At 72.5% G+C, this 22,417-nt stretch carries 24 protein-coding genes; 19 read left to right on the forward strand and 5 right to left on the reverse strand.

The features are described 5' to 3' along the window. The first annotated feature begins 13 nt into the window (after positions 1 to 13). From O7612_RS00460 to O7612_RS00510, 11 genes are all read left to right on the forward strand, one after another. A complete protein-coding gene (locus O7612_RS00460; RefSeq protein ID WP_282269430.1) occupies positions 14 to 385 on the forward strand; it encodes a DUF485 domain-containing protein in 372 nt (123 codons plus the stop codon). Continuing rightward, entirely contained in the window at positions 363 to 2,036 is a 1,674-nt protein-coding gene (locus O7612_RS00465; RefSeq protein WP_282269433.1) for a cation acetate symporter, read from the forward strand. The genes O7612_RS00460 and O7612_RS00465 overlap by 23 nt, the downstream gene beginning before the upstream one ends. A gap of 73 nt (positions 2,037 to 2,109) precedes the next feature. After that, positions 2,110 to 3,087: an NAD-dependent epimerase/dehydratase family protein gene (locus tag O7612_RS00470; protein WP_282269435.1), complete on the forward strand. Its 978-nt coding sequence runs from the start codon at positions 2,110 to 2,112 to the stop codon at positions 3,085 to 3,087. A gap of 77 nt (positions 3,088 to 3,164) precedes the next feature. Beyond that, entirely contained in the window at positions 3,165 to 4,400 is a 1,236-nt protein-coding gene (locus tag O7612_RS00475) for an LCP family protein (protein ID WP_282269437.1), read from the forward strand. A gap of 299 nt (positions 4,401 to 4,699) precedes the next feature. Beyond that, positions 4,700 to 5,908 (forward strand): LCP family protein, encoded by a 1,209-nt coding sequence (locus O7612_RS00480; RefSeq protein WP_282269439.1) that lies wholly within the window; start codon positions 4,700 to 4,702, stop codon positions 5,906 to 5,908. A gap of 202 nt (positions 5,909 to 6,110) precedes the next feature. After that, complete coding sequence (locus O7612_RS00485) at positions 6,111 to 7,052, forward strand: LCP family protein (RefSeq protein ID WP_282274098.1); 942 nt, start codon at positions 6,111 to 6,113, stop codon at positions 7,050 to 7,052. 203 nt (positions 7,053 to 7,255) lie between these two features. Next, positions 7,256 to 7,591: a rhodanese-like domain-containing protein gene (locus tag O7612_RS00490; RefSeq protein ID WP_282274099.1), complete on the forward strand. Its 336-nt coding sequence runs from the start codon at positions 7,256 to 7,258 to the stop codon at positions 7,589 to 7,591. A 10-nt stretch (positions 7,592 to 7,601) separates the two neighbouring features. After that, positions 7,602 to 8,393, forward strand: a complete 792-nt coding sequence (locus tag O7612_RS00495; protein ID WP_282269440.1) for a glycerophosphodiester phosphodiesterase family protein — start codon at positions 7,602 to 7,604, stop codon at positions 8,391 to 8,393. 113 nt (positions 8,394 to 8,506) lie between these two features. Continuing rightward, entirely contained in the window at positions 8,507 to 9,964 is a 1,458-nt protein-coding gene (locus tag O7612_RS00500) for an ATP-binding protein (protein ID WP_282269442.1), read from the forward strand. Positions 9,965 to 10,053: 89 nt separating this feature from the next. Beyond that, the gene (locus O7612_RS00505; protein WP_282274100.1) at positions 10,054 to 10,467 is read left to right on the forward strand and encodes an ATP-binding protein; all 414 of its coding nucleotides are present in this window, start codon (positions 10,054 to 10,056) and stop codon (positions 10,465 to 10,467) included. 171 nt (positions 10,468 to 10,638) lie between these two features. Next, a complete protein-coding gene (locus O7612_RS00510) occupies positions 10,639 to 11,520 on the forward strand; it encodes a DUF5926 family protein (RefSeq protein ID WP_282269444.1) in 882 nt (293 codons plus the stop codon). Between the two features lie 8 nt (positions 11,521 to 11,528). Here O7612_RS00510 and O7612_RS00515 read toward each other — a convergent pair whose 3' ends face one another. After that, on the reverse strand, positions 11,529 to 12,746 hold the full coding sequence (locus O7612_RS00515) for an arginine deiminase (RefSeq protein WP_282269446.1): 1,218 nt from the start codon (positions 12,744 to 12,746) through the stop codon (positions 11,529 to 11,531). A 164-nt stretch (positions 12,747 to 12,910) separates the two neighbouring features. Here O7612_RS00515 and O7612_RS00520 point away from each other — a divergent pair, with 164 nt between their 5' ends. The 4 genes from O7612_RS00520 to pheA all read left to right on the forward strand — a co-directional run bounded on the left by O7612_RS00520 (position 12,911) and on the right by pheA (position 15,830). Further along, on the forward strand, positions 12,911 to 13,648 hold the full coding sequence (locus O7612_RS00520) for a hypothetical protein (protein ID WP_282269448.1): 738 nt from the start codon (positions 12,911 to 12,913) through the stop codon (positions 13,646 to 13,648). A 175-nt stretch (positions 13,649 to 13,823) separates the two neighbouring features. Beyond that, entirely contained in the window at positions 13,824 to 14,282 is a 459-nt protein-coding gene (locus O7612_RS00525; protein WP_282269450.1) for a hypothetical protein, read from the forward strand. Positions 14,283 to 14,311: 29 nt separating this feature from the next. Then, a complete protein-coding gene (locus O7612_RS00530; RefSeq protein ID WP_282269452.1) occupies positions 14,312 to 14,863 on the forward strand; it encodes a hypothetical protein in 552 nt (183 codons plus the stop codon). A 10-nt stretch (positions 14,864 to 14,873) separates the two neighbouring features. Next, positions 14,874 to 15,830, forward strand: a complete 957-nt coding sequence (gene pheA / locus O7612_RS00535; protein WP_282269454.1) for a prephenate dehydratase — start codon at positions 14,874 to 14,876, stop codon at positions 15,828 to 15,830. Positions 15,831 to 15,912: 82 nt separating this feature from the next. Here the strand turns inward: pheA and O7612_RS00540 are convergent, their stop codons facing one another. The 3 genes from O7612_RS00540 to O7612_RS00550 form a co-directional block, all read right to left on the reverse strand. After that, positions 15,913 to 16,632 carry an AIM24 family protein gene (locus O7612_RS00540; protein ID WP_088643597.1) on the reverse strand — a complete coding sequence of 240 codons (720 nt, stop codon included), beginning with the start codon at positions 16,630 to 16,632 and terminating at the stop codon, positions 15,913 to 15,915. Between the two features lie 151 nt (positions 16,633 to 16,783). Continuing rightward, positions 16,784 to 17,128: a metallopeptidase family protein gene (locus tag O7612_RS00545; RefSeq protein ID WP_282274101.1), complete on the reverse strand. Its 345-nt coding sequence runs from the start codon at positions 17,126 to 17,128 to the stop codon at positions 16,784 to 16,786. 244 nt (positions 17,129 to 17,372) lie between these two features. Beyond that, positions 17,373 to 17,804, reverse strand: coding sequence for an OsmC family protein (locus O7612_RS00550; RefSeq protein WP_282269456.1), 432 nt, complete (start codon positions 17,802 to 17,804; stop codon positions 17,373 to 17,375). A 252-nt stretch (positions 17,805 to 18,056) separates the two neighbouring features. Between O7612_RS00550 and O7612_RS00555 the strand changes: the two genes are divergently transcribed. The 3 genes from O7612_RS00555 (at position 18,057) to O7612_RS00565 (ending at position 20,636) form a co-directional block, all read left to right on the forward strand. Continuing rightward, entirely contained in the window at positions 18,057 to 18,764 is a 708-nt protein-coding gene (locus tag O7612_RS00555; protein WP_282269458.1) for a hypothetical protein, read from the forward strand. Between the two features lie 238 nt (positions 18,765 to 19,002). Further along, the gene (locus O7612_RS00560; protein ID WP_282269460.1) at positions 19,003 to 19,824 is read left to right on the forward strand and encodes an HAD-IIB family hydrolase; all 822 of its coding nucleotides are present in this window, start codon (positions 19,003 to 19,005) and stop codon (positions 19,822 to 19,824) included. Beyond that, entirely contained in the window at positions 19,824 to 20,636 is an 813-nt protein-coding gene (locus O7612_RS00565) for an HAD family hydrolase (RefSeq protein WP_282269462.1), read from the forward strand. The genes O7612_RS00560 and O7612_RS00565 overlap by 1 nt, the downstream gene beginning before the upstream one ends. 138 nt (positions 20,637 to 20,774) lie before the next feature. Here O7612_RS00565 and O7612_RS00570 read toward each other — a convergent pair whose 3' ends face one another. Beyond that, positions 20,775 to 21,374, reverse strand: coding sequence for a bacterial proteasome activator family protein (locus O7612_RS00570; RefSeq protein WP_282269464.1), 600 nt, complete (start codon positions 21,372 to 21,374; stop codon positions 20,775 to 20,777). Positions 21,375 to 21,552: 178 nt separating this feature from the next. On the opposite strand from O7612_RS00570, the gene O7612_RS00575 reads away from it, so the two are divergent. Then, on the forward strand, positions 21,553 to 22,398 hold the full coding sequence (locus O7612_RS00575; RefSeq protein ID WP_282269466.1) for an alpha/beta hydrolase: 846 nt from the start codon (positions 21,553 to 21,555) through the stop codon (positions 22,396 to 22,398). Positions 22,399 to 22,417: the final 19 nt, after the last annotated feature.

Genomic DNA, 22,417 nt, shown 5'->3' on the forward strand with positions numbered 1-22,417 from the left:
TGGTGATCCACAGATGTCCACGGACACACCCCCGCCCGCCCCCGCCGAGTCGGTGGCGGAGCGTTACCTGGCCGTACAACGGTCGGACGAGTTCGCCGGGTTGCGTCGCGCGCTACGCAGCTTCGTCTTCCCGATGACCGTCGCGTTCTTCCTGTGGTACGCGCTCTACGTGATCCTCTCCGCCTACGCGCGGGACTTCATGGGCACGAAGCTCTTCGGCAGCAACATCAACGTGGCGCTGGTCTTCGGCCTGCTCCAGTTCGTCTCGACGTTCCTCATCGCCTGGTTCTACTCGCGGTACGCCGACCGCAAGCTCGACCCGGTCGCCGACCGGATCCGCGCCGAGATCGGGGAGGTGACCCATGAATCCGGTCCTCGCGGTTGAGGCGGGTGGCGGCACCGCCCGCAACCTGACCATCACGCTGTTCCTGGTCTTCGTCGCGGTGACCCTGGCGATCACGATCTGGGCCAGCCGGCAGACCAAGACGGCCACCGACTTCTACGCCGGCGGCCGGTCCTTCTCGGGTTTCCAGAACGGCATGGCGATCGGCGGCGACTACATGTCGGCCGCGTCGTTCCTCGGTATCGCCGGCATCATCGCGCTGTACGGCTACGACGGCTTCCTCTACTCGATCGGCTTCCTGGTCGCCTGGCTGGTGGCGTTGCTGCTGGTCGCGGAGCTGCTGCGCAACTCGGGCCGGTACACGATGGCCGACGTGCTGGCGTTCCGGATGCGTCAGCGTCCGGTGCGTACGGCGGCGGCGGTCTCCACCATCACCGTGTCGATCTTCTACCTGCTGGCCCAGATGGTCGGCGCGGGCGCCCTGGTCGCGCTGCTGCTCGGGATCAAGCCGGGCACCACCTTCCTGGGCATGGACGCCGACACCGCCAAGGTGGCCACCATCATCATGGTCGGCGCCCTGATGATCATCTACGTGACCGTGGGTGGCATGAAGGGCACCACGTACGTCCAGATCGTCAAGGCGTTCCTGCTGATGTCCGGCGCGCTGGTGATGACCGTGCTGGTGCTGGCGAAGTACAACTTCAACCTGTCGGCGCTGCTCGGTGACGCCGCCGCGACGTCGGGCAAGGGCAGCGCGTTCCTCGAACCCGGGCTCCGGTACGGCGTCGAGGTGGCCGGCAACTCGACCCAGACCTTCTACAACAAGATGGACCTGCTGTCGCTCGGCATCGCCCTGGTGCTCGGCACCGCCGGCCTGCCGCACATCCTGATCCGCTTCTACACCGTGCCGACCGCCAAGGCGGCCCGCAAGAGTGTGCTCTGGGCGATCGGCATCATCGGCACCTTCTACCTGTTGACGCTGGCCCTGGGCTTCGGTGCGGCGGCACTGGTCGGCGGCAAGGAGATCATCGCGCAGGACAAGGCCGGCAACACCGCCGCGCCGCAGCTCGCCGAGGAGCTGGGCAAGTCCTTCCTCGGCGGCGACCTGGGCGGGGCGACCCTGTTGGCGATCATCGCGGCGGTGGCGTTCGCCACCATCCTGGCGGTGGTCGCCGGCCTGACCCTGGCCTCGTCGTCCAGCCTCGCGCACGACTTCTACGCCAACGTGATCAAGAGGGGGCAGACCTCCGAACGCCAGGAGGTGCGGGTGGCCCGGATCTCGGCCCTGGTCATCGGCGCGGTCTCGATCGCCCTGTCGATCTACGCGCAGAGCCTGAACGTGGCCTTCCTGGTGGCGCTCGCGTTCGCGGTGGCCGCCTCGGGCAACCTGCCGGCGATCCTCTACAGCCTGTTCTGGAAGCGCTTCAACACCTCGGGCGCGGTCTGGGCCATCTACGGCGGCCTGGTCTCCGCCGTGTTCCTGGTGTTCTTCTCGCCGGTCGTCTCCGGCGCACCGACCTCGATGTTCCCGGACCATGACTGGCAGTGGTTCCCGCTGTCGAACCCGGGCCTGCTCTCCATCCCGTTCGGGTTCCTCTGCGGTTGGATCGGCACGGTCATCTCCAAGGAGCACGACGAGGACAAGTACGCCGAGTTGGAGGTGCGCGCCCTCACCGGCGCGGGAGCGCACTGACCCGCCGGCACCAGGAGGCCCCCGCCGCGACCTGTCGCGGCGGGGGCCTCCGCCGCTGGGTAGGCTGGCCGCCATGAAGGTTGCCCAGCGGTTCGGAAGCGGTCACCGCGTCCTCGTCACCGGCGGTGCCGGGTTCGTGCCGTCGCACCTGGTCGACGCCCTGATCGGGCGCGGGTGCACGGTGGTCGTGCTGGACAACTTCGTCACCGGCTCCAAGGACAACGTCGCCCACCTGGCGGAGCACCCGCGCTTCACCCTGGTCGAGGCGGACATCTCCGAGGGCCTGCCGACCCACCACCCGGCGTTGGCCGCCCGGTTCGACGCGATCCTGCACATGGCGTCCCCGGCCAGCCCGACCGACTTCGCGAAACTGCCGGTGGAGATCCTCCGGGTCGGGTCGGTGGGCACCCTGCACCTGCTCGACCGGGCGACGGCCGACGCGGCCCGCTTCCTGATGGCCTCCACCTCCGAGGCGTACGGGGATCCGAAGGAGCACCCGCAGCGGGAGACGTACTGGGGCAACGTCAACCCGATCGGGGTACGCAGCGTCTACGACGAGGCGAAGCGCTTCTCCGAGGCGGCCACCATGGCGTACCACCGCAGCCGGGGGTTGGACGCGGCGATCGTCCGGATCTTCAACACCTACGGTCCACGGATGCGCCCGGACGACGGCCGGGCCATCCCGACCTTCATCTCCCAGGCGTTGCGCGGCGAGCCGATCACCGTGCACGGCACCGGTGAGCAGACCCGGTCGATCTGCTACGTCGACGATCTGGTGCGCGGCATCCTGCTGCTGCTCGACTCGACCGAGACCGGCCCGATCAACTGCGGCACCGAACACGAAATGACCATGCGGCAACTCGCCGAGACGATCGTGTCACTCTCCGGCAGCACCTCACAGGTGACGTACGTCACCCGCAGCTCGGACGACCCGGAGATGCGCCGCCCCGACCTGACCCTCGCCCAGGACCTGCTGGGATACCAGCCGACGGTCTCGCCCGAGGACGGCCTGCGACGCACCATCGACCATTTCCGCGACCAGCTAGGGTAGCTCCTCCACGCCACGCGGGGCACCGGACGAGCTTCACGTTCAGCGAACGCTCGACCCGCCTACGTACGCTGAAACGCATGTCAGCGACCTCGTCAGCCGGCGCTTCGCTCCCGTACCTGCACCGCAGCGCGGGCCGTGCCCCGGTGCCCGGCTCCGACCGGGGCGCCACCGGGCGCACCCGTCAGTCCGACGCGCAGTGGTACCCGTCGTACCAGGACGACCAGCCCCGGTCGGGCGGACCGGGCGGCCCCGGCACACCCGCCGGGCCGGGCGGGCCGGGGAACTACGGCCGGCGCGGGCCGCGACCGCGCTGGGGCCGGATCGCCCTGGTGGCCGGCGTAACCGTGCTGGTGGTGGCGTTGCTCGGGGGGATCGGGGCCTGGTTCTACACCCGCAACCTCAACGAGGACCTGGCCCGCACCGATCCGTTCTCGGAGATCACCGGTGGCCGACCCGCGAAGCCGGTCGAGGGGGCGCTCAACATCCTGCTGGTCGGCACGGACTCGCGGGATCCGGACGCCGCGGTCGACAAGCCGGGTGAGTGGCGGGCGGACACGCTGATCGTCATGCACATCCCGGCCGACCACAAGGAGGCCTACCTGGTCTCCGTCCCGCGCGACCTGTACGTGCCGATTCCGGAGAGCGCGGGCGCGGCCTGCGACACCGGTCGGCGTGCCAAGATCAATGCCGCGTTCGCCTTCGGTGGCCTGCCACTGGCGGTACGGACCGTGGAGTGCTTCACCGACGTCCGGATCGACAACGTGATGGCGATCGACTTCGGCGGTTTCAAGGAGGTCACCGACGCGGTCGGCGGGGTCGACCTGAAGGTGGAGCAGAGCATAACCTCGATCCACAAGCCGTACCGGAAGTTCACCAAGGGCACCATGCACATGGACGGCGCCACCGCGCTGGACTGGATCCGGCAGCGCAAGCAGTTCCCCCAGGGCGACTTCGCCCGGATGCGGCACCAGCAGGAGTTCCTGCGGGCGCTGCTGGACAAGGCGGCGAGCACGGGCACCCTGACCAATCCCAAGAAGCTGAACGCGTTCCTCCAGTCGGTGACCGACGCGGTGACCGTGGACAACGACTTCTCCCTCGGCGACATGGCCATCCAGTTCCGCAACCTGCGCGGCGAGAACCTGACGTTCCTCACCAGTCCGAACACCGGCAGCGACACCATCAACGGCGAGTCGGTGGTGGTGTCCGACCGGGAGAAGGCGTTGGCGATGTACAAGGCGATGTCCGCCGACACCATGGCGGACTGGGTGGCGGCCAACAACCAGAAGAAGGGTGCGACGGGCACCGGGAACTGACCGCCCGCGGTGGGGCGGCCCGTCGGGGCCGCCCCGTCACTGCACCCCCATGTCCCTGAGACGGGTCGGAGTCGATGCCGATGTGTCGGGCAGATGTCGACGAGCGTCATCGGAGGTCATTTCGCGACCACTTGATCATCGAGCGCCAACGGCTGTCCGGATGGATGACCTGACCCGAAAGGATGAATTCCGAAGGTAAAGGTCGGTTTCTCTGGGATTTGTGCGTGTGACGACCTCGCCTTGCCGGGAAGCGGTACGTAAAGTGGTTCCGCCCCCCGATCACGCGAGCTGGAGCACGCATGCCGGTTCAGACCAGCCCCCGCCCCACGTCGCTGAGCGCCGACCCCTACCGGGCGTCGGCCGCCGTCCCCTCACCGGGCGGTCGCGGCGGTCGGCCCTCCGGTACGGCCCGCAAGCGCACCCGGCGCAAGGACCCGCTGTGGGCCCGGTTGACCGTGGTCTTCGGCGCGGTGCTGATGCTGACCAGCGGTGTCGCGATCGTCGGCAGCAAGGCGCTGATCAGCCAGGCCACCGGCAACATCGCCCAGCGCAACCTGCTCGGCGGGGCGGGCAAGACCGAGGCCGAGGGCGGCGCCAACCTGGACGGCCCGATCGACATGCTGCTGCTCGGCGTGGACGCCCGGGAGCGCTGGGCCGCCGACGACGTCCGCTCGGACAGCATCATCGTGCTGCACATCCCGGCCAGCCACGACCAGGCGTACCTGATCTCGATCCCCCGGGACACCGAGGCGCAGATCCCGGCGTTCAAGAAGAGCGGGTTCAAGGGCGGCACCGACAAGATCAACGCAGCGTTCCAGGCCGGCGCCCGCAACGGCGGTGGCTGGGAGGGCGGCGCGCAGCTGATGGCCCAGACCATCAAGAACATGACCGGGGTCAGCTTCGACGGTGCCGCGATCATCAACTTCGGCGGCTTCAAGAACGTCATCGACACCCTCGGCACGGTGCGCATCTGCGTCAGCCACGAGGTGAAGTCGCACCACATGATGATCGTGGACGGCAAGCAGATGTGGAACGCCGACGCCAAGAAGACCGGCCGGCCGATGACCCCGGTGGTCTACAAGAAGGGCTGCCGGGAGATGAACGGCCTCCAGGCGCTCGACTACTCACGGCAGCGCTACGGCCTGCCGAACAGCGACTACGACCGGCAGCAGAACCAGCAGCAGCTGATCAAGGCGATGGCCCGCAAGGCGACCGACAAGGGCATGCTGACCAACCCGGTGAAGGTCAACCAGCTGATCAAGGCGGCGGGCAAGGCGTTCATCCTGGACACCGGCGGCGTGCCGGTCGCGGACCTGGTCTTCACCATGCGCGGGGTGACCGCCAACGAGTTGACCATGCTGCGCACCAACGGCGGCACGTTCAACGGCAACGCCAACAACCGCGAGGCGCTCAGCCAGCAGACCCTGGACATGTTCCAGGCGATCAAGGAAGACAAGCTGGCCGAGTTCGTCTACGCCAACCCGAGCGTGCTGTCCACCCGCAAGTGACCCGCCGGTAGTCCCGGCGAACCGGCCCGGCGGTCCACCGTCCCCCCGTAGCCTGACGTGAGAAGTATTCACGTTGAGCCACGGGGAGGACGCCACGGCCAGGTCAGCACGGTCCGACCGGGGGCGGGGCACCCCGTCCCCCGGCCGACGCGGGGTCCGCCCCCGCTGGTCGCGGGTGCTACTCGGCGTCGGCCTGGCCCTGGTGCTGCTCGCCGGCCTCGCCGTGGTCGGGGTACGGCTACTCGCCCACCGCTACGACCGGACGGTCAGCAGGGAGCAACTGCTCGCCCCGGACTCCCGGCAGTCCCGCACCGAACTGGACGCCGGCCTGAACTACCTGGTTGTCGGCTCCGACCGACGCGCCGGAGCGCAGCAGGCGGACCAGCGCTCCGACACCATCCTCATCGTGCACCTCCCGCCCGGCCTGCGGCAGGCGTACCTCATCTCCGTTCCCCGCGACCTGCTGGTCGCGATCCCGCCCGACGGCGCCGGCTGGGGCGGGGGACAAGACAAGATCAACGCAGCGTACGAGCACGGCGGCGGCGGGGAGGGCGGTACCCGGCTGCTCTCGGCCACCCTGACCCGGCTCACCGGCATCCGCTTCGACGGTGCCGCGCTCGTCGACTTCGCCGGCTTCCGGAAGGTCATCGACCTGCTGGGCGGGGTCCGGATGTGCGTCGACACCGAGGTCCGGTCGATCCACACCAACACCCACTTCCCAGTCGGCTGCCAGCAGATGGACGGCGCGACGGCGCTGGACTACGCCCGACAGCGCTACGACCTCCCGAACGGCGACTACGACCGGCAACGGCACCAGCAGCAGATGCTGCGCGCGATGCTGGACCGGGCCGCCCAGTCCCACCTGCGCAGCGATCCGGTGCGGCTGGACCGGGTGCTGCGGGCGGTCGGCGACTCGCTCACCGTCGACACCAACGGCGTACCCCTGGACGAGCTGGTCTTCGCGCTGCGCTCGCTGCCCGCCGACGCGCTGCACGGGGTACAGCTGCCGTCCTACCCGCAGACCATCGACGGCATCTCGTACGTGGTGCTGGACCACGGCGGCGGCGGGCTCTTCGACGCCGTCCGCACCGACCGGCTACCCGACTGGTCCCGGGCCAACCCCCGCTGGGTCAACCGGCTGTGACCGTCACCCCGGCCGCCGTCCCGGCCATCACCGGCCAACCGCCGACCCGGTCCACCGACCCACCGGCCCACCGCCGACCCGTCCCACCGACCCACCGCCGACCCGTCCCACCGGCCTGCCCGGCCCACCGCCGGCACCTCCACCGCCGCCACGCCGACCGCCGAGGTGCCGTTGCCGGCACCGAGGATCTAGGCTTGGTGACCGTGTTCGGATCCCAGGTTCCCAGCGTCCCCGTGACCGCGATCGACGACGACACCTACCTGCTCGACGTCCGCGAGGACGACGAGTGGGCGGCGGGCCACGCGCCCGGCGCCCATCACGTGCCGATGATGGAACTGCCGTCCCGGCTCGCCGAGGTGCCCACCGACCGCGACGTCGCGGTGATCTGCCGCTCCGGCGGGCGCTCCGCCCAGGTGGTCGGCTACCTGCTCGGCAACGGCTGGGAGCAGGTGCGCAACGCCGACGGCGGAATGCGGCAGTGGGTGGCCGTCGGCCGGCCGGTGGTCACCGGGGACGGGCAGCCCGGCCAGGTCATCTGAGCGTCGACGGATGGGCGATCCCCTGGTCTTCGCGCACCGTGGCGCGTCGGCCGACCTTCCCGAGCACACCCTGGCGGCCTACCTGCGGGCCCTCGACGAGGGCGCCGACGGGCTGGAGTGCGACGTCCGGCTGACCCGCGACGGACACCTGGTCTGCGTACACGACCGGCGCTTGAACCGGACCAGCAACGGTCACGGCCTGGTCAGCGCCCGCACCCTGGCCGAGCTGGAGACGTTGGACTTCGGTTCCTGGCACCCCGGGTGCACGCCGGCCGACGGCGACACGGCGCTGGACGACGCGCACACCCGGCTGCTCACCCTGGACCGGCTGCTGACCGCCGTCCGGGCCGCCGGCCGCCCGGTCCGGCTGCTGGTGGAGACCAAGCACCCGTCCCGCTACCGGGGGGACGTCGAGCGCCGGCTGGTCGCCCTGCTGCGCCGGCACGGACTGGCCGAGCCGGCCCCCGACGAGCCGGTCCAGGTCACCGTGATGTCGTTCTCCCCGCTGGCGGTGCGCCGGGTCCGCGAGCTGGCCCCGGCGCTGCCGACGGTGCTGCTGCTGGAGGTGCTGCCCCGCTGGCTGCCGCTCGGTCGGCTGCCGTTCGGGGCACGGATCGCCGGGCCGGGCATCGGCCTGGTGCGGTCCCGGCCGGAGCTGGTCCCCGCGCTGCGGGCCGCCGGCCACCAGGTGTACGTCTGGACGGTCAACGACCCGGCCGACCTGGCGCTGGTCCTCGACGCCGGGGTGGACGGGGTGATCACCGACCGGCCCGCGCACACCCTGGCCCGGCTCGGCCGGTGACGTCCGCCCCCCGGCCGGACCGGGCCGCCGACCGGTCGGGGCGGCACCGGATGCCGGAGCGGACCGACCTGCGGGGGGTGCCCGAAAGGTGTCGCACGGGGCACACTCGGGACATGCCGGAGCGCTCCGATCTCGCCGCCCTCATCGCCGACCACGGCGCGGTGATCGAGATGATCAACTCGGGCGAGGCCGGGCTGCCGGTGCTCACCGCACTGCTGGAGGCGGCCCGACCCGCGCTCGGCGCGGCCTGCGTGGCGTTCGTCGAGTTCACCCCCACCGGCGGCCAGGTGATCGCGGCCAGCGGCTGCGCCGAATGGGCCGTCGGCCGCCCGCTGCCCGCCTCCGACCCGGCCACCGTCTGCCTGCTCACCGGCCCCCGGATCCGGCAGACCAGGCTGGACCTCCTGGACGGCCAGCTCGCCGAGGAACTGGCCGCCCGCGGCCTGCGCCGCATGATCGTCGCCCGCGCCGAACTCAACGGGCTCACCGTCGGCAGCCTGCACGCCCTCTATCCCGACGACGACGAGTCCGAGAACCGGGTCCAGCACGCCACCCTCGGCTATCTCGCCTCCTGCATCGCCCACATGTACGGCGACCAGAGCGGCCTGCCGGTGCACGGCGACGGGCCGGTGGTCGCGGCGCTCGCCGACGGTCTGGCCGTGGTCGACCGGGACGGCCGGGTCCGGCTGTGGAACCCCGCCGCCGTCGAGGTCACCGGCCGCACCGCCGGCGAGGCGATGAACCGGCCGCTGCCGTTCCCGCTCCCCGCCGCCGGCCAGGTGCTCGACCACCAGCTCGCGGACGGGCAGTGGCTGCGGATCACCGCCGGTGAGCTGGCCGGTCCGGGCATGCTCCGGGTGGTCACCTTCCGCGACATCACCGACCAGCAGCGCCGCGACTCCGACCGCGATCTCTTCGTCGCGGTCACCAGCCACGAGCTGCGTACCCCGGTCACCGTCATCAAGGGGTACGCGGACACCCTCACCGACCACTGGGAGTCGCTGACCGACCACGACCGGCGGCAGGCGGCCCGGGTGATCGGTCAACGGGCCAACGAACTGGCCCGGCTGGTCGACCGGCTGCTCACCTCGGCCACCGACGTCCGCCCCGGCGACGGGCCGGCCGTCCCGTTCGATCTCGGCGAGGCGCTCCGGGCGGCGGTCCTGGACCTCCCCGGCGACCTGCGTCGCCGGCTGCTGCTGCGCGTCCCGGCCGACCTGCCCAAGACCGTCGGGGACCGGCACCGGCTGACCACCGTGCTGACCGAACTGTGCACCAACGCGGGAAAGTGGTCGCCGACGGACTCCCCCATCGAGGTGTCGGCGACGGCCGACAGCCGGACCGTGGCGTTCCGGGTGGCCGACCGGGGGGTGGGGATCCGGCCGGAACACGTGGAACGCGCCTTCGACCGGTTCTGGCAGGGCGAGTCCGGGGACCGTCGGGGTTATCCGGGTGCCGGACTCGGCCTCTTTCTCGTCCGCCGGATCGTTGAACAGCAAAATGGATGGGTATCCCTACGTCCACGAGACGGTGGCGGTACCGTCGCAGAGGTGCGGCTGCCGCGCCGGTGACCTGCCCACGGTGGGCCGGTGACACGCCGACGGACACAGGCCGAGAAGGAGCCGGGGTGTCGACGGGACGAGTCGATCGTTCGTGGTGCGTGGTGGTCCCCCACCACGCCACCGGAGCGCGGCTGGCCCGGCACCGGCTCGCCGACGAGCTGGCCGGGCTGGTCCCACCGGCGCTCCTCGCCGACCTGGTGGCCGTCCTGGCCGAGCTGGTCGGCAACGCGGTCCGGCACGCCGACCCGCTGCCCGGCGGGGTGGTCCGGGTCGCCTGGCGGTTGCGGCCCGGCCGCACCGGTCCACTGCTGTCCGTCCGGGTGACCGACGGCGGCGCCGAGGCCGGACCACGGATGCGGGCCGCTGGAACGGACGCGGTCGACGGCCGCGGACTGCACATCGTCGCCGGGCTGGCCAGCCGCTGGGGAGTCGACCGGGACGGTCTGGGGCAGAGTGTCTGGGCCGAGTTCGACCCGGCCGACTGTCGGCCGGACCTGATCTCCGCCGGCTGACCGCAGGCCGGGCCTGGTCCCGCCTCAGCCGGGCCTGATCCCGCTCAGCCCGACCTGGTTCCACTCGGGGTCCGGGTGGTCCCGCTCGGGGGTCTGATCCGGCCCGCCGGCCGGGCGGCGGGGGCGGGTCCTGCCCCCACGGCCGTCGGTCGGGCTCTAGGCTGTCTCGCCGTGAGCAAGCGTCGAAAGAACCAGCGCGTCGAGGCCGCTCCCCGCCGGGAGAAGATCCGGGACGTCTTCGTCCCCCGTCCGTTCGAAGGGTTGGCGGACGAACCGGAGTGGATCGCCCTGCGCGAACTCGTGCCGGCCGCCTCCGCGCCGCTGCGGCTCACCCCCGGACTGGTCGAGGAGCACGGCGACCGGCCGGTCACCCTGGCCACCGTGCTGCCGATGGCCGCCCCGGCGATGACCAAGCCGGACGGTCGGGTGTTCATCGGTCTCCAGCGGCACCAGCAGTCCGGGGACGTCTCCCGGGACCTGGCCGAGGCGCTGCTCTGCGCCCTGCGGACCGAGCCGGGCGGGCAGGTGACGGTGCCGCCGCTGCCCGGCCCCGGCCCCCGGCTCCAGGACATCCTGGTGGACGCCCCGCTGGACATCACCATGCACGAGGGTTTCGACTTCTGGCTCGATCCCGGCGCGGCCGACGACCCGACCGTGCAGGCGTCCCTGGAGCGGGCGAACGCGGCCGTCTACCCGACCGTCCGGCTCGCCGCGGCGCGGGCCGCGTACTGGTGCCGGGTGCCGGAGAAGGCACACGTGCGCTGGGTGCTCGGTGACGACGAGGACGCCGCGTTGGACACCCTCTCCCGGCTCTCCGCCTCGGGTGCCCTCACCCTGGGCGAGGGCACCAAGTTCGCCGGCATGTTCCGGGCGCACGGCCGGCTGGTGCCGGTCTGGGACCTCCCGGAGGACGTCCCGGCCGCCGAATGGGAGGAACCGGTGGCCGCGTTCGCCGGACGGTACGCCGACGCGCTGGCGGAGAAGGAGCCGCTGGACGCCGCCGGACGCCGGGCCCGGCAGGGGCTGCTGGGCCGCCAGCTCACCCTCCGCTGAGCACCCGCTCAGGCGCCCGGTGGGCGCAGCGGCTCGCGGACCAGCGGGCAGGACATGCAGCGGGGGCCGCCCCGACCGGAGCCCAGCTCCGAACCCGCGATCGGGACGACCTCGATGCCGGCGCGTTCGAGCTGGGCGTTGGTCTCCACGTTGCGTTCGTAGCCGACGCAGAGCCGGGGGGCCAGGGCGAGGGTGTTGTTGCCGTCGTCCCACTGCTCACGTTCGGCGGTCACCGGGTCCAGCCCGGTGTCGATGACCCGGAGCTGGTCGAGGTCCATCGCGTCGGCCGCCGCGCGCAGGAACGGCGCGGGGCCGTCCACCCGGGGCTCGCCGTCCGGGCCGGCGACCACCGTGTACGCCGACAGCGTGCTGGCCACGTTGGGGTACATCAGCACCGCGTCGACGTCGACCATGGTGCAGACGGTGTCGAGGTGCATGGTGGCCCGTTCCTGGGCGATGGGCACCACCAGCATGGTGTGGACGAGGCCGGCGGCAAAGACCTGCCGGGCCAGCCGTTCGGCGCCGGCCGGGGTGGTCCGCTCGCCCACCCCCACGGCGAGCACCCCGGGGGCGAGCAGCAGCACGTCGCCGCCTTCGAGGTGCTCCAGACCCGGGTGGTAGACGGCCCGGGTGCCGGCGAAGCGCGGGTGGTAACGGTAGATCGCGTCGGTCAGCGTGGTCTCCCGGCGGCGGGCCGGCATGGCGAGGCTGGTCACCCCGACCCGGTCGCCGATCCACAGTGACGAGTCCCGGGTGAAGAGCAGGTTGGGCAGCGGGTCGATGACGAAGTCGTGCCGGTCCATCATCGTCCAGACCAGACCGCCCGGGCGCTCGGCGCTGATCCGCAGCTCCTCATGGGCCAGGCCGGCGGTGAGCACGTCGGCGAGGGCGGCGGGATCGAGGTAGGCGAGGTGGTCGGCGACCCGCCGGCGCAGGGTGTCGCCCAGCCGGGGCGAGCTGAGCACCTGCTCGGTGAGCGCGGCGCGGGCCTCCGCGACGGCGAGCGTCTCGGCCAGCAGGGTGGCCAGGTAGAGCACCTCCACGCCCCGGCTGCGCAGCTCGGCGGCGAAGGCGTCGTGCTCCTCCTGTGCCCGGCCGACCCATGGGATAGCGTCGAAGAGCAACGAGTCGTTGTTGCGGGGGGTGAGGCGGGCAAGTTCCGGGCCCGGTCGGTGCAGCAGCACCGTGCCGAGTCGACCGACCTCGCTGTCCACGTAGTGGGTCACCCCCGCAGCGTAGGGCAGTGGTGAAGGGTGTTCAGCGGAAGAACTGAGGATGAATATGGCATTCATCCACACTCATTCCGGCGCTCCAACTTGCCGAACCCCCACAGTGGCGACGTAGGGTAGTGAGAACATAACTTTCGAGGGACCTTTTGCCGGAGGTCGCGATGACTGTCTTTCCCGCTCGTCGAGCCGTACCCACCCGGGCACTGCCGCCCGTGGCGGTGCCGCACCCCCGTCCCGACGGGTCGGCGACACTCGACCCGGCCCGGCCGACCCCGCTGGAGTGGGCCCGTCGTCGTCGGGCCGAGCGGGGTGCCCGCCGGTTGGAGGCCGCCGGTGCGCGGGCGCTCGGTCAGCTCGACCACCTCGGTCCCGCGTGGCACGTGGTCGAGTGGCCCCGCACCGACGTCTCGGACATGCTGCGTGACCACGGGCAGGAGGAACGCGCCGGTTTCCTCGCCATCGGTCCCAGCGGCCTCTTCGCGGTCAGCATCGCCGACCACGGCCGGGCCCGGGTCCTGGTCGCCGGGGACGTGGTGCAGATCAACGGCAAGCGCCCGCCCTACGTGGCCGAGGCCCGGCGGGACGCCAAGCGGGCGAGCAAGGCCCTCACCGAGGCGGTCGGGCTGCCGATCCCGGTGACCCCCGTGCTGACCTTCGTCGGCTCCGGCGTCATCAGCGTCTACGGCCTGCCGAAGGACTGCATGATGGCGACCCACCGGGAGCTGGACCGGCTCCTCGTCGCCGGCGGCAACCGGATCAGCCCGGCCACCGCCGAGAAGCTCTCCCGGGTCGCCCAGGCACCACAGACCTGGCACAACGGCACCTACCGTCCCGCCGGCGACTACCGGTGGTACGACGAGGGCCGAACGGCCGCTGACAAGCAGGCGGGTCGCCGGTAACGTCACCGGCGACGCCCCGCGGCACCGGTCCCCGCGACACTCCGGTCCGCGCCGTCGCCGGCCGCCCACCCGGGCACCCGCACCACCCACCGGCGGCTGGTGACTCCAGCGCGGTCGGCGACCGTCACGAAGACCGGCTAGCGTGGACAGACCGTCGGTGTACCTAGGAGGCGCGGTGGCCCACGTCGAACTCTCGCTCTCGGACGTGTTCGTGCCGGCCGCACGGACGCCGACAGAGTCGGGGTGCGACAACGTCGGGAAGTGGTCGGCCACCGTCTCGCACGCCGACGAGCCCTGCCTCCTCATCGACGCCGGCACCCGGGTGGTGGCCATCTCGGCCGCCGGCTGCGAACTGCTCTGTCTCGGCGCTCCCGAGGCCGTGGTCGGGCTGCCGCTGCTCGAAGGGGGCCTCCGGCTGCTCGACTTCACCGCCGCCCGGCACGAGCTGCCGGAGCAGGAGACCGACAAGATCCCCCCGCTGCTCGCCCTGCACTCCGGTCGGCTGGCCCGGGGGCTGCTCAGGGTCCAGCCCGCCGGGGACGACAGCACCTACGCGACCGTGGACGCCATCTCCACGCCGGTGCTCACCGAGGGGTCGGTCTCCGGCTCACTCACCTTCTTCTCCGCGATCTGACCACGCCCGAATCCCCCGAGGACCGGCCCGTGCCGCCCACTCCCGCGCCCCGTCCGCCGTGCCGCCGGTCGGTCACCGCCCGGCTCACCGTGGCGCTCCTCACCGTGCTGCCGTTCGCCGGGTGCGCCGCCCCGCCGGAACGCCGGGTGGCGGTCCCCGTCGCCCCGCCGGCACCGGTCGTGCCGCCGACCACGCCGCCCACCGCCCTGGCGGTGCTCCCCACCCTGTCGTCGACCGCCGTGCCGACCACCCCCGGCCCCACCGCCGCCGCGGTCGCGGTGGCCTGCGCCGGCCGCCCCTCGACCGACCGGGTGATCGGTCTGCTCCGCGGCGACGTGCTGCCCCGCAGCGTGTCGGTGCGCGCCGTGACGGGGCCGCTCTGCGCCGACGGCTGGCAGTACACCGTGCTGGCGGTCAGCGGGCACGAGGAGTTGCAGGCGGTCACCCGGGGGGAGCCGGGCGCGCTGGTGCTGGTCACCGCCGGTACGGACGTCTGCTCGATCGAGGTGAAGGCCACCGCGCCGCCCGCCATCCGGACGTTGGCCTGCGAGGCCGGGGCCGGAGCGCCACCGGGTGCGTAGGCTGGGCGACATGCCCGGAACCCCGCCGACCCGCTACGTCTACCTGGGCCCCGAGGGCACCTTCGCCGAACAGGCGTTGCGTACCCTCCCGGCCGCCGAACGCGGCAGCCGTACGCCCGCCCGCAGTGTCGGCGAGGCGCTGGAGAGCGTCCGGGCCGCCGAGGCGGACGCCGCGCTGGTGCCGCTGGAGAACTCCATCGGCGGCGCGGTCGGGGTGACCCTGGACGAACTGGCCGAGGGGGATCCGTTGGTGATCACCCGGGAGGTGATCCTGCCGGTGGAGTTCGTGCTCGGCGCCCGGCCCGGCACCCACCTCGACGGGGTACGCAGCGTGGCCGCCCACCCGCAGGCGTCCACCCAGTGCCGCAACTGGCTGCGCGCCCACCTCCCCGACGCGACGGTGATCGACGTGCTCTCCAACGGTGCGGCGGCGGCGGGTGCGGCGAACGGCGAGTACGACGCGGCGATCTGCGCCCCGATCGGCGCCGCCCGGCACCGGCTGACGCTGCTCTCCGACAAGATCGCCGACCATCCGGACGCGGTGACCCGCTTCGCGCTGCTGTCCCGCCCCGGTCCGCCGCCGCCGCCCACCGGGGACGACGTCACCTCGCTGGTCGTCTACATCGCCCACGACCGGGTGGGTGCCCTGCTGTCGGTGCTGATGGAGCTGGCCGTGCGCGGGGTCAACCTGACCCGGATCGAGTCCCGCCCCACCGGGGAGGCGCTCGGCCGGTACGTCTTCTTCCTCGACTGCACCGGTCACGTCGCGGACGCCCGGCTGGGCGAGGCGTTGCAGGGGCTGCGCCGGGTCTGCGCAGAGGTGCGGTTCCTCGGGTCGTACCCCCGGCACCGGTGGGCCGACGCGGCGGGTGACCGGCCGGTCCCGGCCCCCGCCGGCCTGTCGGACACCGACTACACCGACGCGGCGGCCTGGCTGGCCCGGCTGCGCTCCGGCGAACTGAGCTGACCCGGCCCGCCCGGGTCTCGACGGGCGGCGCGGCACGCGGTGGGGACGGCCCCGACCGGGACCACCCCCACCCCGGCGAAGATCAGCTGAGCAGGCCGCCGAGCAGGCCCTGTTGCTGCTGCTGGCCGCCGCTGCCCTGGACCGGCGGCTCCTCCGACGGCTGGACCACGACGAAACCCTGGCCGGCGAAGCTCATGGTGAACGCCTCACCGGTGCTGCGACCGAGCAGGGTGCCCAGGCCGAGCTGCTCCGCCCGGTGGTAGCCGGTCTGGAGGTTGGCCGACCAGCAGACGGCGGCCTGCGGGTCGACGTAGGTGGGCGCGTCGACGTTGAGCACGACCGGGGTGCCCTTGGTGGTGATGGCGATCCGGCCGTAACCGCTGAACACACAGTTGAACAGGCCGGACGAGGCCATCCCCGCGCCGCCGACCATCTTGATGTCGTACGACAGGGTGGAGTCGAAGGCCAGCACGCTGGACCCGTTGATCGACAGGGCGTCGCCCGGCTCCAGATCGATGATGTGCACGTCCTTGGCCAGCTCGGCGAGGAAGACGTCGCCGTGACCGCTGAGCTTCATCAGCGGCACTCCCTCGCCGGTGAGCCGCTGCTTGATGAACTTGCCGATGCCGCCCGAGCCGAGCGCCTGGAACTGCACCTGCCCCTGGTAGGCGACCATCGACCCGACCCGGGCCATCGCCTCGCCGTTGAGTTCGATCTTCAGCATCTTGGAGTTCTGCAGCCGCATGCCGGGCTGGGCGGACTCCTTCTCCAGGTTTTCTGCGGAGAACAGCGCGCTGCGCATTGGGTTTTCCTCCTGATTAGGGGTGTGCTCCCACAACGGTAGGCAGCCCCCGCAACAGGCCGCATCGGCCGAGCGGAGCGCAGGCCCGGCTGCACGCACGGAACCGGTCAGGGGTACCGGGACGTCCGGCCCGACAAGGCGGACGGCGCGCTCAGCCCCAGCCCAACGCGTGCAGCCGCTCGTCGTCGATGCCGAAGTGGTGGGCGATCTCGTGCACCACGGTCACCGCCACCTCGTCGACCACGTCGTCCTCGGTGGCGCAGATCCGCAGGATGGGCCGGCGGTAGATGAAGATCCGGTCGGGGAGCACGCCCGAGTAGCTCCAGCCGCGTTCGGTCAGCGCGTGCCCCTCGTAGAGGCCGAGCAGGTCCTCGCCGGCAGGTGGGTCGTCCTCGACCAGGATGACCACGTTGCTCATCAGCCGGAGCAACTCCTCGGGCACCTCGTCGAGGGCCTCGCCGACCAGCTCCTCGAAGCGTTCACGGCTCATCTCCACAGGCACCTAGCCCATTGTGCCCGACCCGCCGCCCGTCATCCGTCCCGTACGCCGACCGGCCCGGAACGCCCGACCGGCCCGGCATGTCAGTCCGGCCCGGCCGGAAAGGCCAGCACGGCCGGAAAGGCCAGCACGGCCGGAAAGGCCAGCACGGCCGGAAAGGCCGGCGCCCCGACGGGCTGCTGCGGAGCCGCAGCGGGCCGTCGGGGCGGTGCGGGTGAGCGGGGTCAGCGGGCGGAACGGGTCAGGAGGCGAGGCGGGCGGTGAGGCTGATCTGCGCGCCGGGGGAGAGCAGCCGCGAGATCGGGCAGTTCTCCTTGGCGGCCTCGGCCAGCTTGGCGAACTCGGCCTCGTCCAGGCTGGGCGCCCGGCCGACGGTCTCCAGCTCGATCCGGGTGACGGTCATCCCCGCGTCGGTCTTGTCGAAGTGCACCTTGGCGGTGGTCTCCACCGAGGTGTCGGTCGCGCCGGCGTCGGCGAGCTGCTTGGACAGCGCCATCGAGAAGCAGCCCGCGTGGGCGGCACCGATGAGCTCCTCCGGGTTCGTCCCCTCGCCCTCCTCGAAGCGCGACTTGAAGGAGTAGTTCCCCTCCAGGCCACCCTTGCCGGTGCGGACGGTCCCGGCACCCTCGGTGAGGTTGCCCTGCCAGCGTGCGGAAGCGGTACGGATAGGCATACCCCGAACGCTAGTCGAAACCACGGCCCGCGGCGACCGACCCGGGCGAGGCGACCGGCGGCGGATCCCGGCCCCCGCGCACCGTCGGCGGCGGGGCAGTTCGTCGATACGTCGCCCTCCCCCGACGCCGCAGGTCGTCGACACGGGAGCACTGACCTGCCCGGTACGCCGCTTCCGGGTGCCGGCGTTACCGGTCGGGACCGGACCGCCGTGGGATGATGCGGGTCAGGCCCGCGACGCGGAAGGTGGCCGATGTCCCAGGATCTCCCCATCCCGAGACAGGACGACCGCTCGGACGACACCTCCGTGCCGGGGTGGGGTGCCGCCGGACGGTCGACGAACCGACGGTTCGGGCAGTGGCCCACCGCGCTGCGTCGGGACCGACGCCTGCCCCCGGTGCTGGTCCTGCTCGGGGCGGTCGCCGCCACGGCGTCGATGGCCGGGGAGTGGCTGGTGATGACCGTGCCGAACGGCGGCCCCGAGGGCAGCAGCACCATCCGGGTACCCGGCGGGGTGGCCGAGGTGGGCGCCTTCGGTGTCGCGTACCTGGTGGGGCTGCTGCTGCTCAGTGTCACGGTGGCGCTGGCCCTGCGCGGGCGTCCGGCCAGCGGGCACGACGCCCGGGTGGCCGGTCTGGCGGTGGCGGGTGCCCTGCTGGTCCTGCTCACCGTCACCGCCTTCTCGTTGGACGACTCCGGGCAACGGGCGCTGTTCTACTCCCCGGAGGACGGCTTCCGGGTGGACCACGGCCGCGGGCTGGTGATGGCCTTCGTCGCCGTGGCGCTGGTCGGGGCGGCACTACTCGGCAGCGGCCGGCAACCGGACGACCGGCCGGGGGAGGCTGCCGGGGCCGGGCCGGTCGGGGTCGATCCCGGTCGGGACGATGACCGGCCGGACGCGCCCACCGACCTGACCGTCACCCCGACCGTCCCGTTCGCCCGCCGCGAACCCGACGCCTGAGCGCCCCGGCCGACCGGGCGTGCGGCCGCCGGGTCACCGGGCACCGGTCGCCGTCACCGGGCATTCGGCCGCCGGTCGCCCGTCACCGGGCATTCGGCCGCCGGTCGCCCGTCACCGGGCGTTGGCGGCCGGTTCGTCGGGAAGCCATGGTTGCGACCTGTCGGGCGAGGTACGGTTGCTGCCCGCCGTCACACCGGGTCGGACGACCGGTACGGACGGCGGCGGGCAAGGAGGAACGATGACCCGCCCGGGACTGCCCAAGCTCATCGCCACCGACCTCGACGGCACGCTGGTCCGCAGCGACGACACCGTCTCGGCGTACACCCACGGGGTGCTCGACCGGGTGCGGGCCGCCGGTATCCCGGTGGTCGGCGCCACCGGTCGTGGCCCCCGGTTGAAGGAACTCACCCGCAACGACATCCGGGCCGCCGACTATCTGGTGATGGCCGGTGGCGGCTGCGTGGTGGACCAGAGCGACCCGGCCGGCCCGGTGGTGCTGCGCGACGAGCGGCTGTCCGCCGAGGTGCTGGCCGCCCTGCTGACCGACCTGGAGGCCGTGGTCGGTCCACTGACCGTCATGGTCGAGGGGTCCGACGAACACGACGCGCCGCTGTGGGGGGACTACCACCCGGCCTGGCCCTACCAGGACCGGTTCGAGGCGCGCAGCCGCGCAGAATGTCTCTCCCACGACGTGATCAAGGCGTTCGTCCGGACCGCCGACCACCACGTGGACGAGCTGCTGGAGACCGCCCGACAGCTCGTCGGGCCGCAGGTGGCCAGCCTCACCCAGGCCGGCCTCGGCTTCGTCGAGATCTGCCCGCCGGGGGTGGACAAGGCCAGCGGCCTGAGCGTTGTCGCCGAGCGGCTCGGCGTCGACCCGGCCGACGTGCTGGTCTTCGGGGACATGCCCAACGACCTGCCGATGTTCGCCTGGGCCGGCTGGTCCCGGGTGGCCGTGTCCAACGCGCACCCGCTGGTGCGCTCGGCCGCCGACGAGGTGACCCTGCGCAACGACGACGACGGGGTGGCGGTCTACCTGGACCGACTACTCTCCCGGTGATGGGAGAGACACCACGGCTGGTCGCCACCGACATCGACGGCACCCTGCTCGGCGACGACCGACGGCTCAGCGCCCGCACCGCGGCGGTGCTGGAGCGGATCGCCGCGGCGGACATCCCGGTCGTGCTGGTCACCGGTCGCCCGATCCGCTGGCTCCAGCTGGTGTACGACCAGCTCTCCACGCCGCTGCCGGCGGTCTGCGCCAACGGCGCGGTGGTCTACGACCCGCACACCGACCAGGTGCTGCGAGCCGACCCGCTCGCCCCGGAACTGCTCGCCGAGGTGGCCCGGCGGCTGCGGGCGGCGGTGCCGGAGGTCAGTTTCGCGGTGGAGATCGTGGACAGCCGCCAGATGCGTCACGAGGCGCACTACCCGCTGCGCTGGGACGCCGACCACGAGGCCATCCGAGCCGTCGAGTCGCCGGAGGAGCTGGCCTCGGTGCCGGCGGTGAAGCTGCTGGCCCGCGCCGGCACCCAGGACCCGGACGCCTTCGTGCAGGTGGTGGCCGGGGCGCTGGAAGGGCTGGCCGAGGCGACCCACTCGTCGTACAGCGGGCTGGTGGAGATCTCCGCCGCCGGGGTGACCAAGGCGGCCGGGCTGGCCTGGTACGCGGACCGGATCGGCGTACGGCAGTCCGACGTGCTCGCCTTCGGTGACATGCCCAACGACGTACCGATGCTGACCTGGGCCGGGCGGGCGGTGGCGGTGGCCAACGCGCACCCCGCCGTCCTGGAGATCGCCGACGAGGTGACCGGGGCGAACACCGCCGACGGGGTGGCGGCGTACCTGGAGAAGGTCTTCGGGGTGGGCTGACCGGCCCGGGGCGTCGCCGCGGGCCGACGCTCCCGGGGCACGGCGGTCGGATCCCGGGTCGGACCGGCCGGCCGACCCGCTCCCCTGTCCGCGGATCGGGTCAGCGCGGCCGGGTGACCCGCTCACCCGTCCGCACGGTCAGAGGTACTGGCCGGTGTTGTGGCCCTCGCCGCCGGGCTGCTGACCCATGCCGGGCATGCCGGGGATCATCGCGCCCGGGCCGCTGGGCAGCGCGGGGCGGCCACCGGAGCGCATCTGCTCCAGTTGCATCCGGGCGGCCATCTGCTGGGCCACCAGGGTGGCCTGGATGCCGTGGAACAGCCCCTCCAGCCAGCCGACCAGCTGGGCGTGGGCGATCCGCAGCTCACCCTCGCTGGGTGCCTGGTCCTCGGTGAACGGCAGCGAGAGCCGTTCCAGCTCCTCGCGCAGCTCGGGGGCGAGACCGTCCTTCAGCTCGACGATCGACCGCTCGTGGATCTCCCGCATCCGGTGCCGGCTGGCGTCGTCGAGCGGGGCGGCCTTGACCTCCTCCAGCAGCTGCTTGATCATGCTGCCGATCCGCATCACCTTGGCGGGCTGCTCGACCAGTCGGGTCGGGTCCTCGCCGGCCTCGTCGGTCTGCATGGTGCCGACCGGACGGCCGTCCGGTCCGACCACCACCACGGTGCCCGACTGCCCGTCCGCGCGGCCCGGTTCGTCTTCTTGTCCAGTGGAGTGCGCTTCGGTCATGGCACCCATCTTTACCCACCCGCTCCGGGCGCACGCGCCCGGACCACCGCTGGTACGGGCACCGACGGGGCGGACCACCACCGGGCCGGACCACCACCCGGCCGGACCACCGCTGCTCCGGCACACCACCGGACCGGACCACCGCTGGGCCGACCGTCGCCGCCCCGGTCGCGCTACCGTCGCCGGCATGACCGTCGACCCGCGTGCGGTGCTCACCCGGCCCGCTCCACCGCCGGACCTGACCCTCCGCTACGGCGGACAGCCGGAACAGCTCGTCGACCTGCGCCGACCGGTCGGGGACGGGCCGGCCCGTCCGCTGGTGGCGGTGCTGCACGGCGGTTTCTGGCGGGCCGGGTACGACCGCACCCACACCGGCCCGCTCGCCGCCGCGCTGGCCGACCTGGGTTGGCCGGTGGCCCAGCTGGAGTACCGGCGTACCGGTCAGCCCGGCGGGGGCTGGCCGAACACCCTCGCCGACGTCCGGGCGGGGGTGGCGGCGCTGCCCGGGCTGGTGGCGGAGGCTCTGCCGGGACAGGTCGCCCCGGGGCCGCCGGTGCTGCTGGGGCACTCGGCGGGCGGGCAGCTCGCCCTGCACGTCGCGGCCCACGCTCCGCAGGACGTGGCGGGGGTGCTGGCGCTGGCGCCGGTCGCCGACCTCGCCGAGGCGTACCGGCTGGATCTGGACTCGGGGGCGGTGGCCGCGTTGCTCGGCGGCGGCCCTTCCGACCACCCGGACCGGTATGCGGTGGCCGATCCACGCAGATCGGTGTCGGCACGGACACGGACGGTCATCGTGCACGGTGGGAGGGACCGGCAGGTCCCGCTGTCCCTGAGCAGGTCATATGCTGCCACCGCACAGGCCGCCGGAGCCCCGGTCACCCTCGTTGAGCTGCCGGAATGCGAACACTTCGGGTTGATCGATCCGCTCTCGGCGGCCTGGCCGCAGGTAAGGGCTGCGTTGCAGTCGCTGCTTGAAGATCAAGATCCATTGACGCAGCGTCGCCCACCAGGTAGAACGCCGGAGGGGCGGTGACGCCCGGCAATGCTCCCGG

Source organism: Micromonospora sp. WMMD987 (assembly GCF_029581435.1).
Classification (GTDB): Bacteria; Actinomycetota; Actinomycetes; order Mycobacteriales; family Micromonosporaceae; genus Micromonospora; species Micromonospora rifamycinica.

Coding starts and splice junctions, on each gene's coding strand:
- O7612_RS00475 (WP_282269437.1), top strand. CDS start 3,165: ATGTCAGCGACCTCGTCAGCCGGCGCTTCGCTCCCGTACCTGCACCGC.
- O7612_RS00565 (WP_282269462.1), top strand. CDS start 19,824: ATGGGAGAGACACCACGGCTGGTCGCCACCGACATCGACGGCACCCTG.
- O7612_RS00500 (WP_282269442.1), top strand. CDS start 8,507: ATGCCGGAGCGCTCCGATCTCGCCGCCCTCATCGCCGACCACGGCGCG.
- O7612_RS00470 (WP_282269435.1), top strand. CDS start 2,110: ATGAAGGTTGCCCAGCGGTTCGGAAGCGGTCACCGCGTCCTCGTCACC.
- O7612_RS00520 (WP_282269448.1), top strand. CDS start 12,911: ATGACTGTCTTTCCCGCTCGTCGAGCCGTACCCACCCGGGCACTGCCG.
- O7612_RS00575 (WP_282269466.1), top strand. CDS start 21,553: ATGACCGTCGACCCGCGTGCGGTGCTCACCCGGCCCGCTCCACCGCCG.
- O7612_RS00570 (WP_282269464.1), bottom strand. CDS start 21,374: ATGGGTGCCATGACCGAAGCGCACTCCACTGGACAAGAAGACGAACCG.
- O7612_RS00540 (WP_088643597.1), bottom strand. CDS start 16,632: ATGCGCAGCGCGCTGTTCTCCGCAGAAAACCTGGAGAAGGAGTCCGCC.
- O7612_RS00460 (WP_282269430.1), top strand. CDS start 14: ATGTCCACGGACACACCCCCGCCCGCCCCCGCCGAGTCGGTGGCGGAG.
- O7612_RS00550 (WP_282269456.1), bottom strand. CDS start 17,804: ATGCCTATCCGTACCGCTTCCGCACGCTGGCAGGGCAACCTCACCGAG.
- O7612_RS00480 (WP_282269439.1), top strand. CDS start 4,700: ATGCCGGTTCAGACCAGCCCCCGCCCCACGTCGCTGAGCGCCGACCCC.
- O7612_RS00495 (WP_282269440.1), top strand. CDS start 7,602: ATGGGCGATCCCCTGGTCTTCGCGCACCGTGGCGCGTCGGCCGACCTT.
- pheA (WP_282269454.1), top strand. CDS start 14,874: ATGCCCGGAACCCCGCCGACCCGCTACGTCTACCTGGGCCCCGAGGGC.
- O7612_RS00465 (WP_282269433.1), top strand. CDS start 363: ATGAATCCGGTCCTCGCGGTTGAGGCGGGTGGCGGCACCGCCCGCAAC.
- O7612_RS00560 (WP_282269460.1), top strand. CDS start 19,003: ATGACCCGCCCGGGACTGCCCAAGCTCATCGCCACCGACCTCGACGGC.
- O7612_RS00555 (WP_282269458.1), top strand. CDS start 18,057: ATGTCCCAGGATCTCCCCATCCCGAGACAGGACGACCGCTCGGACGAC.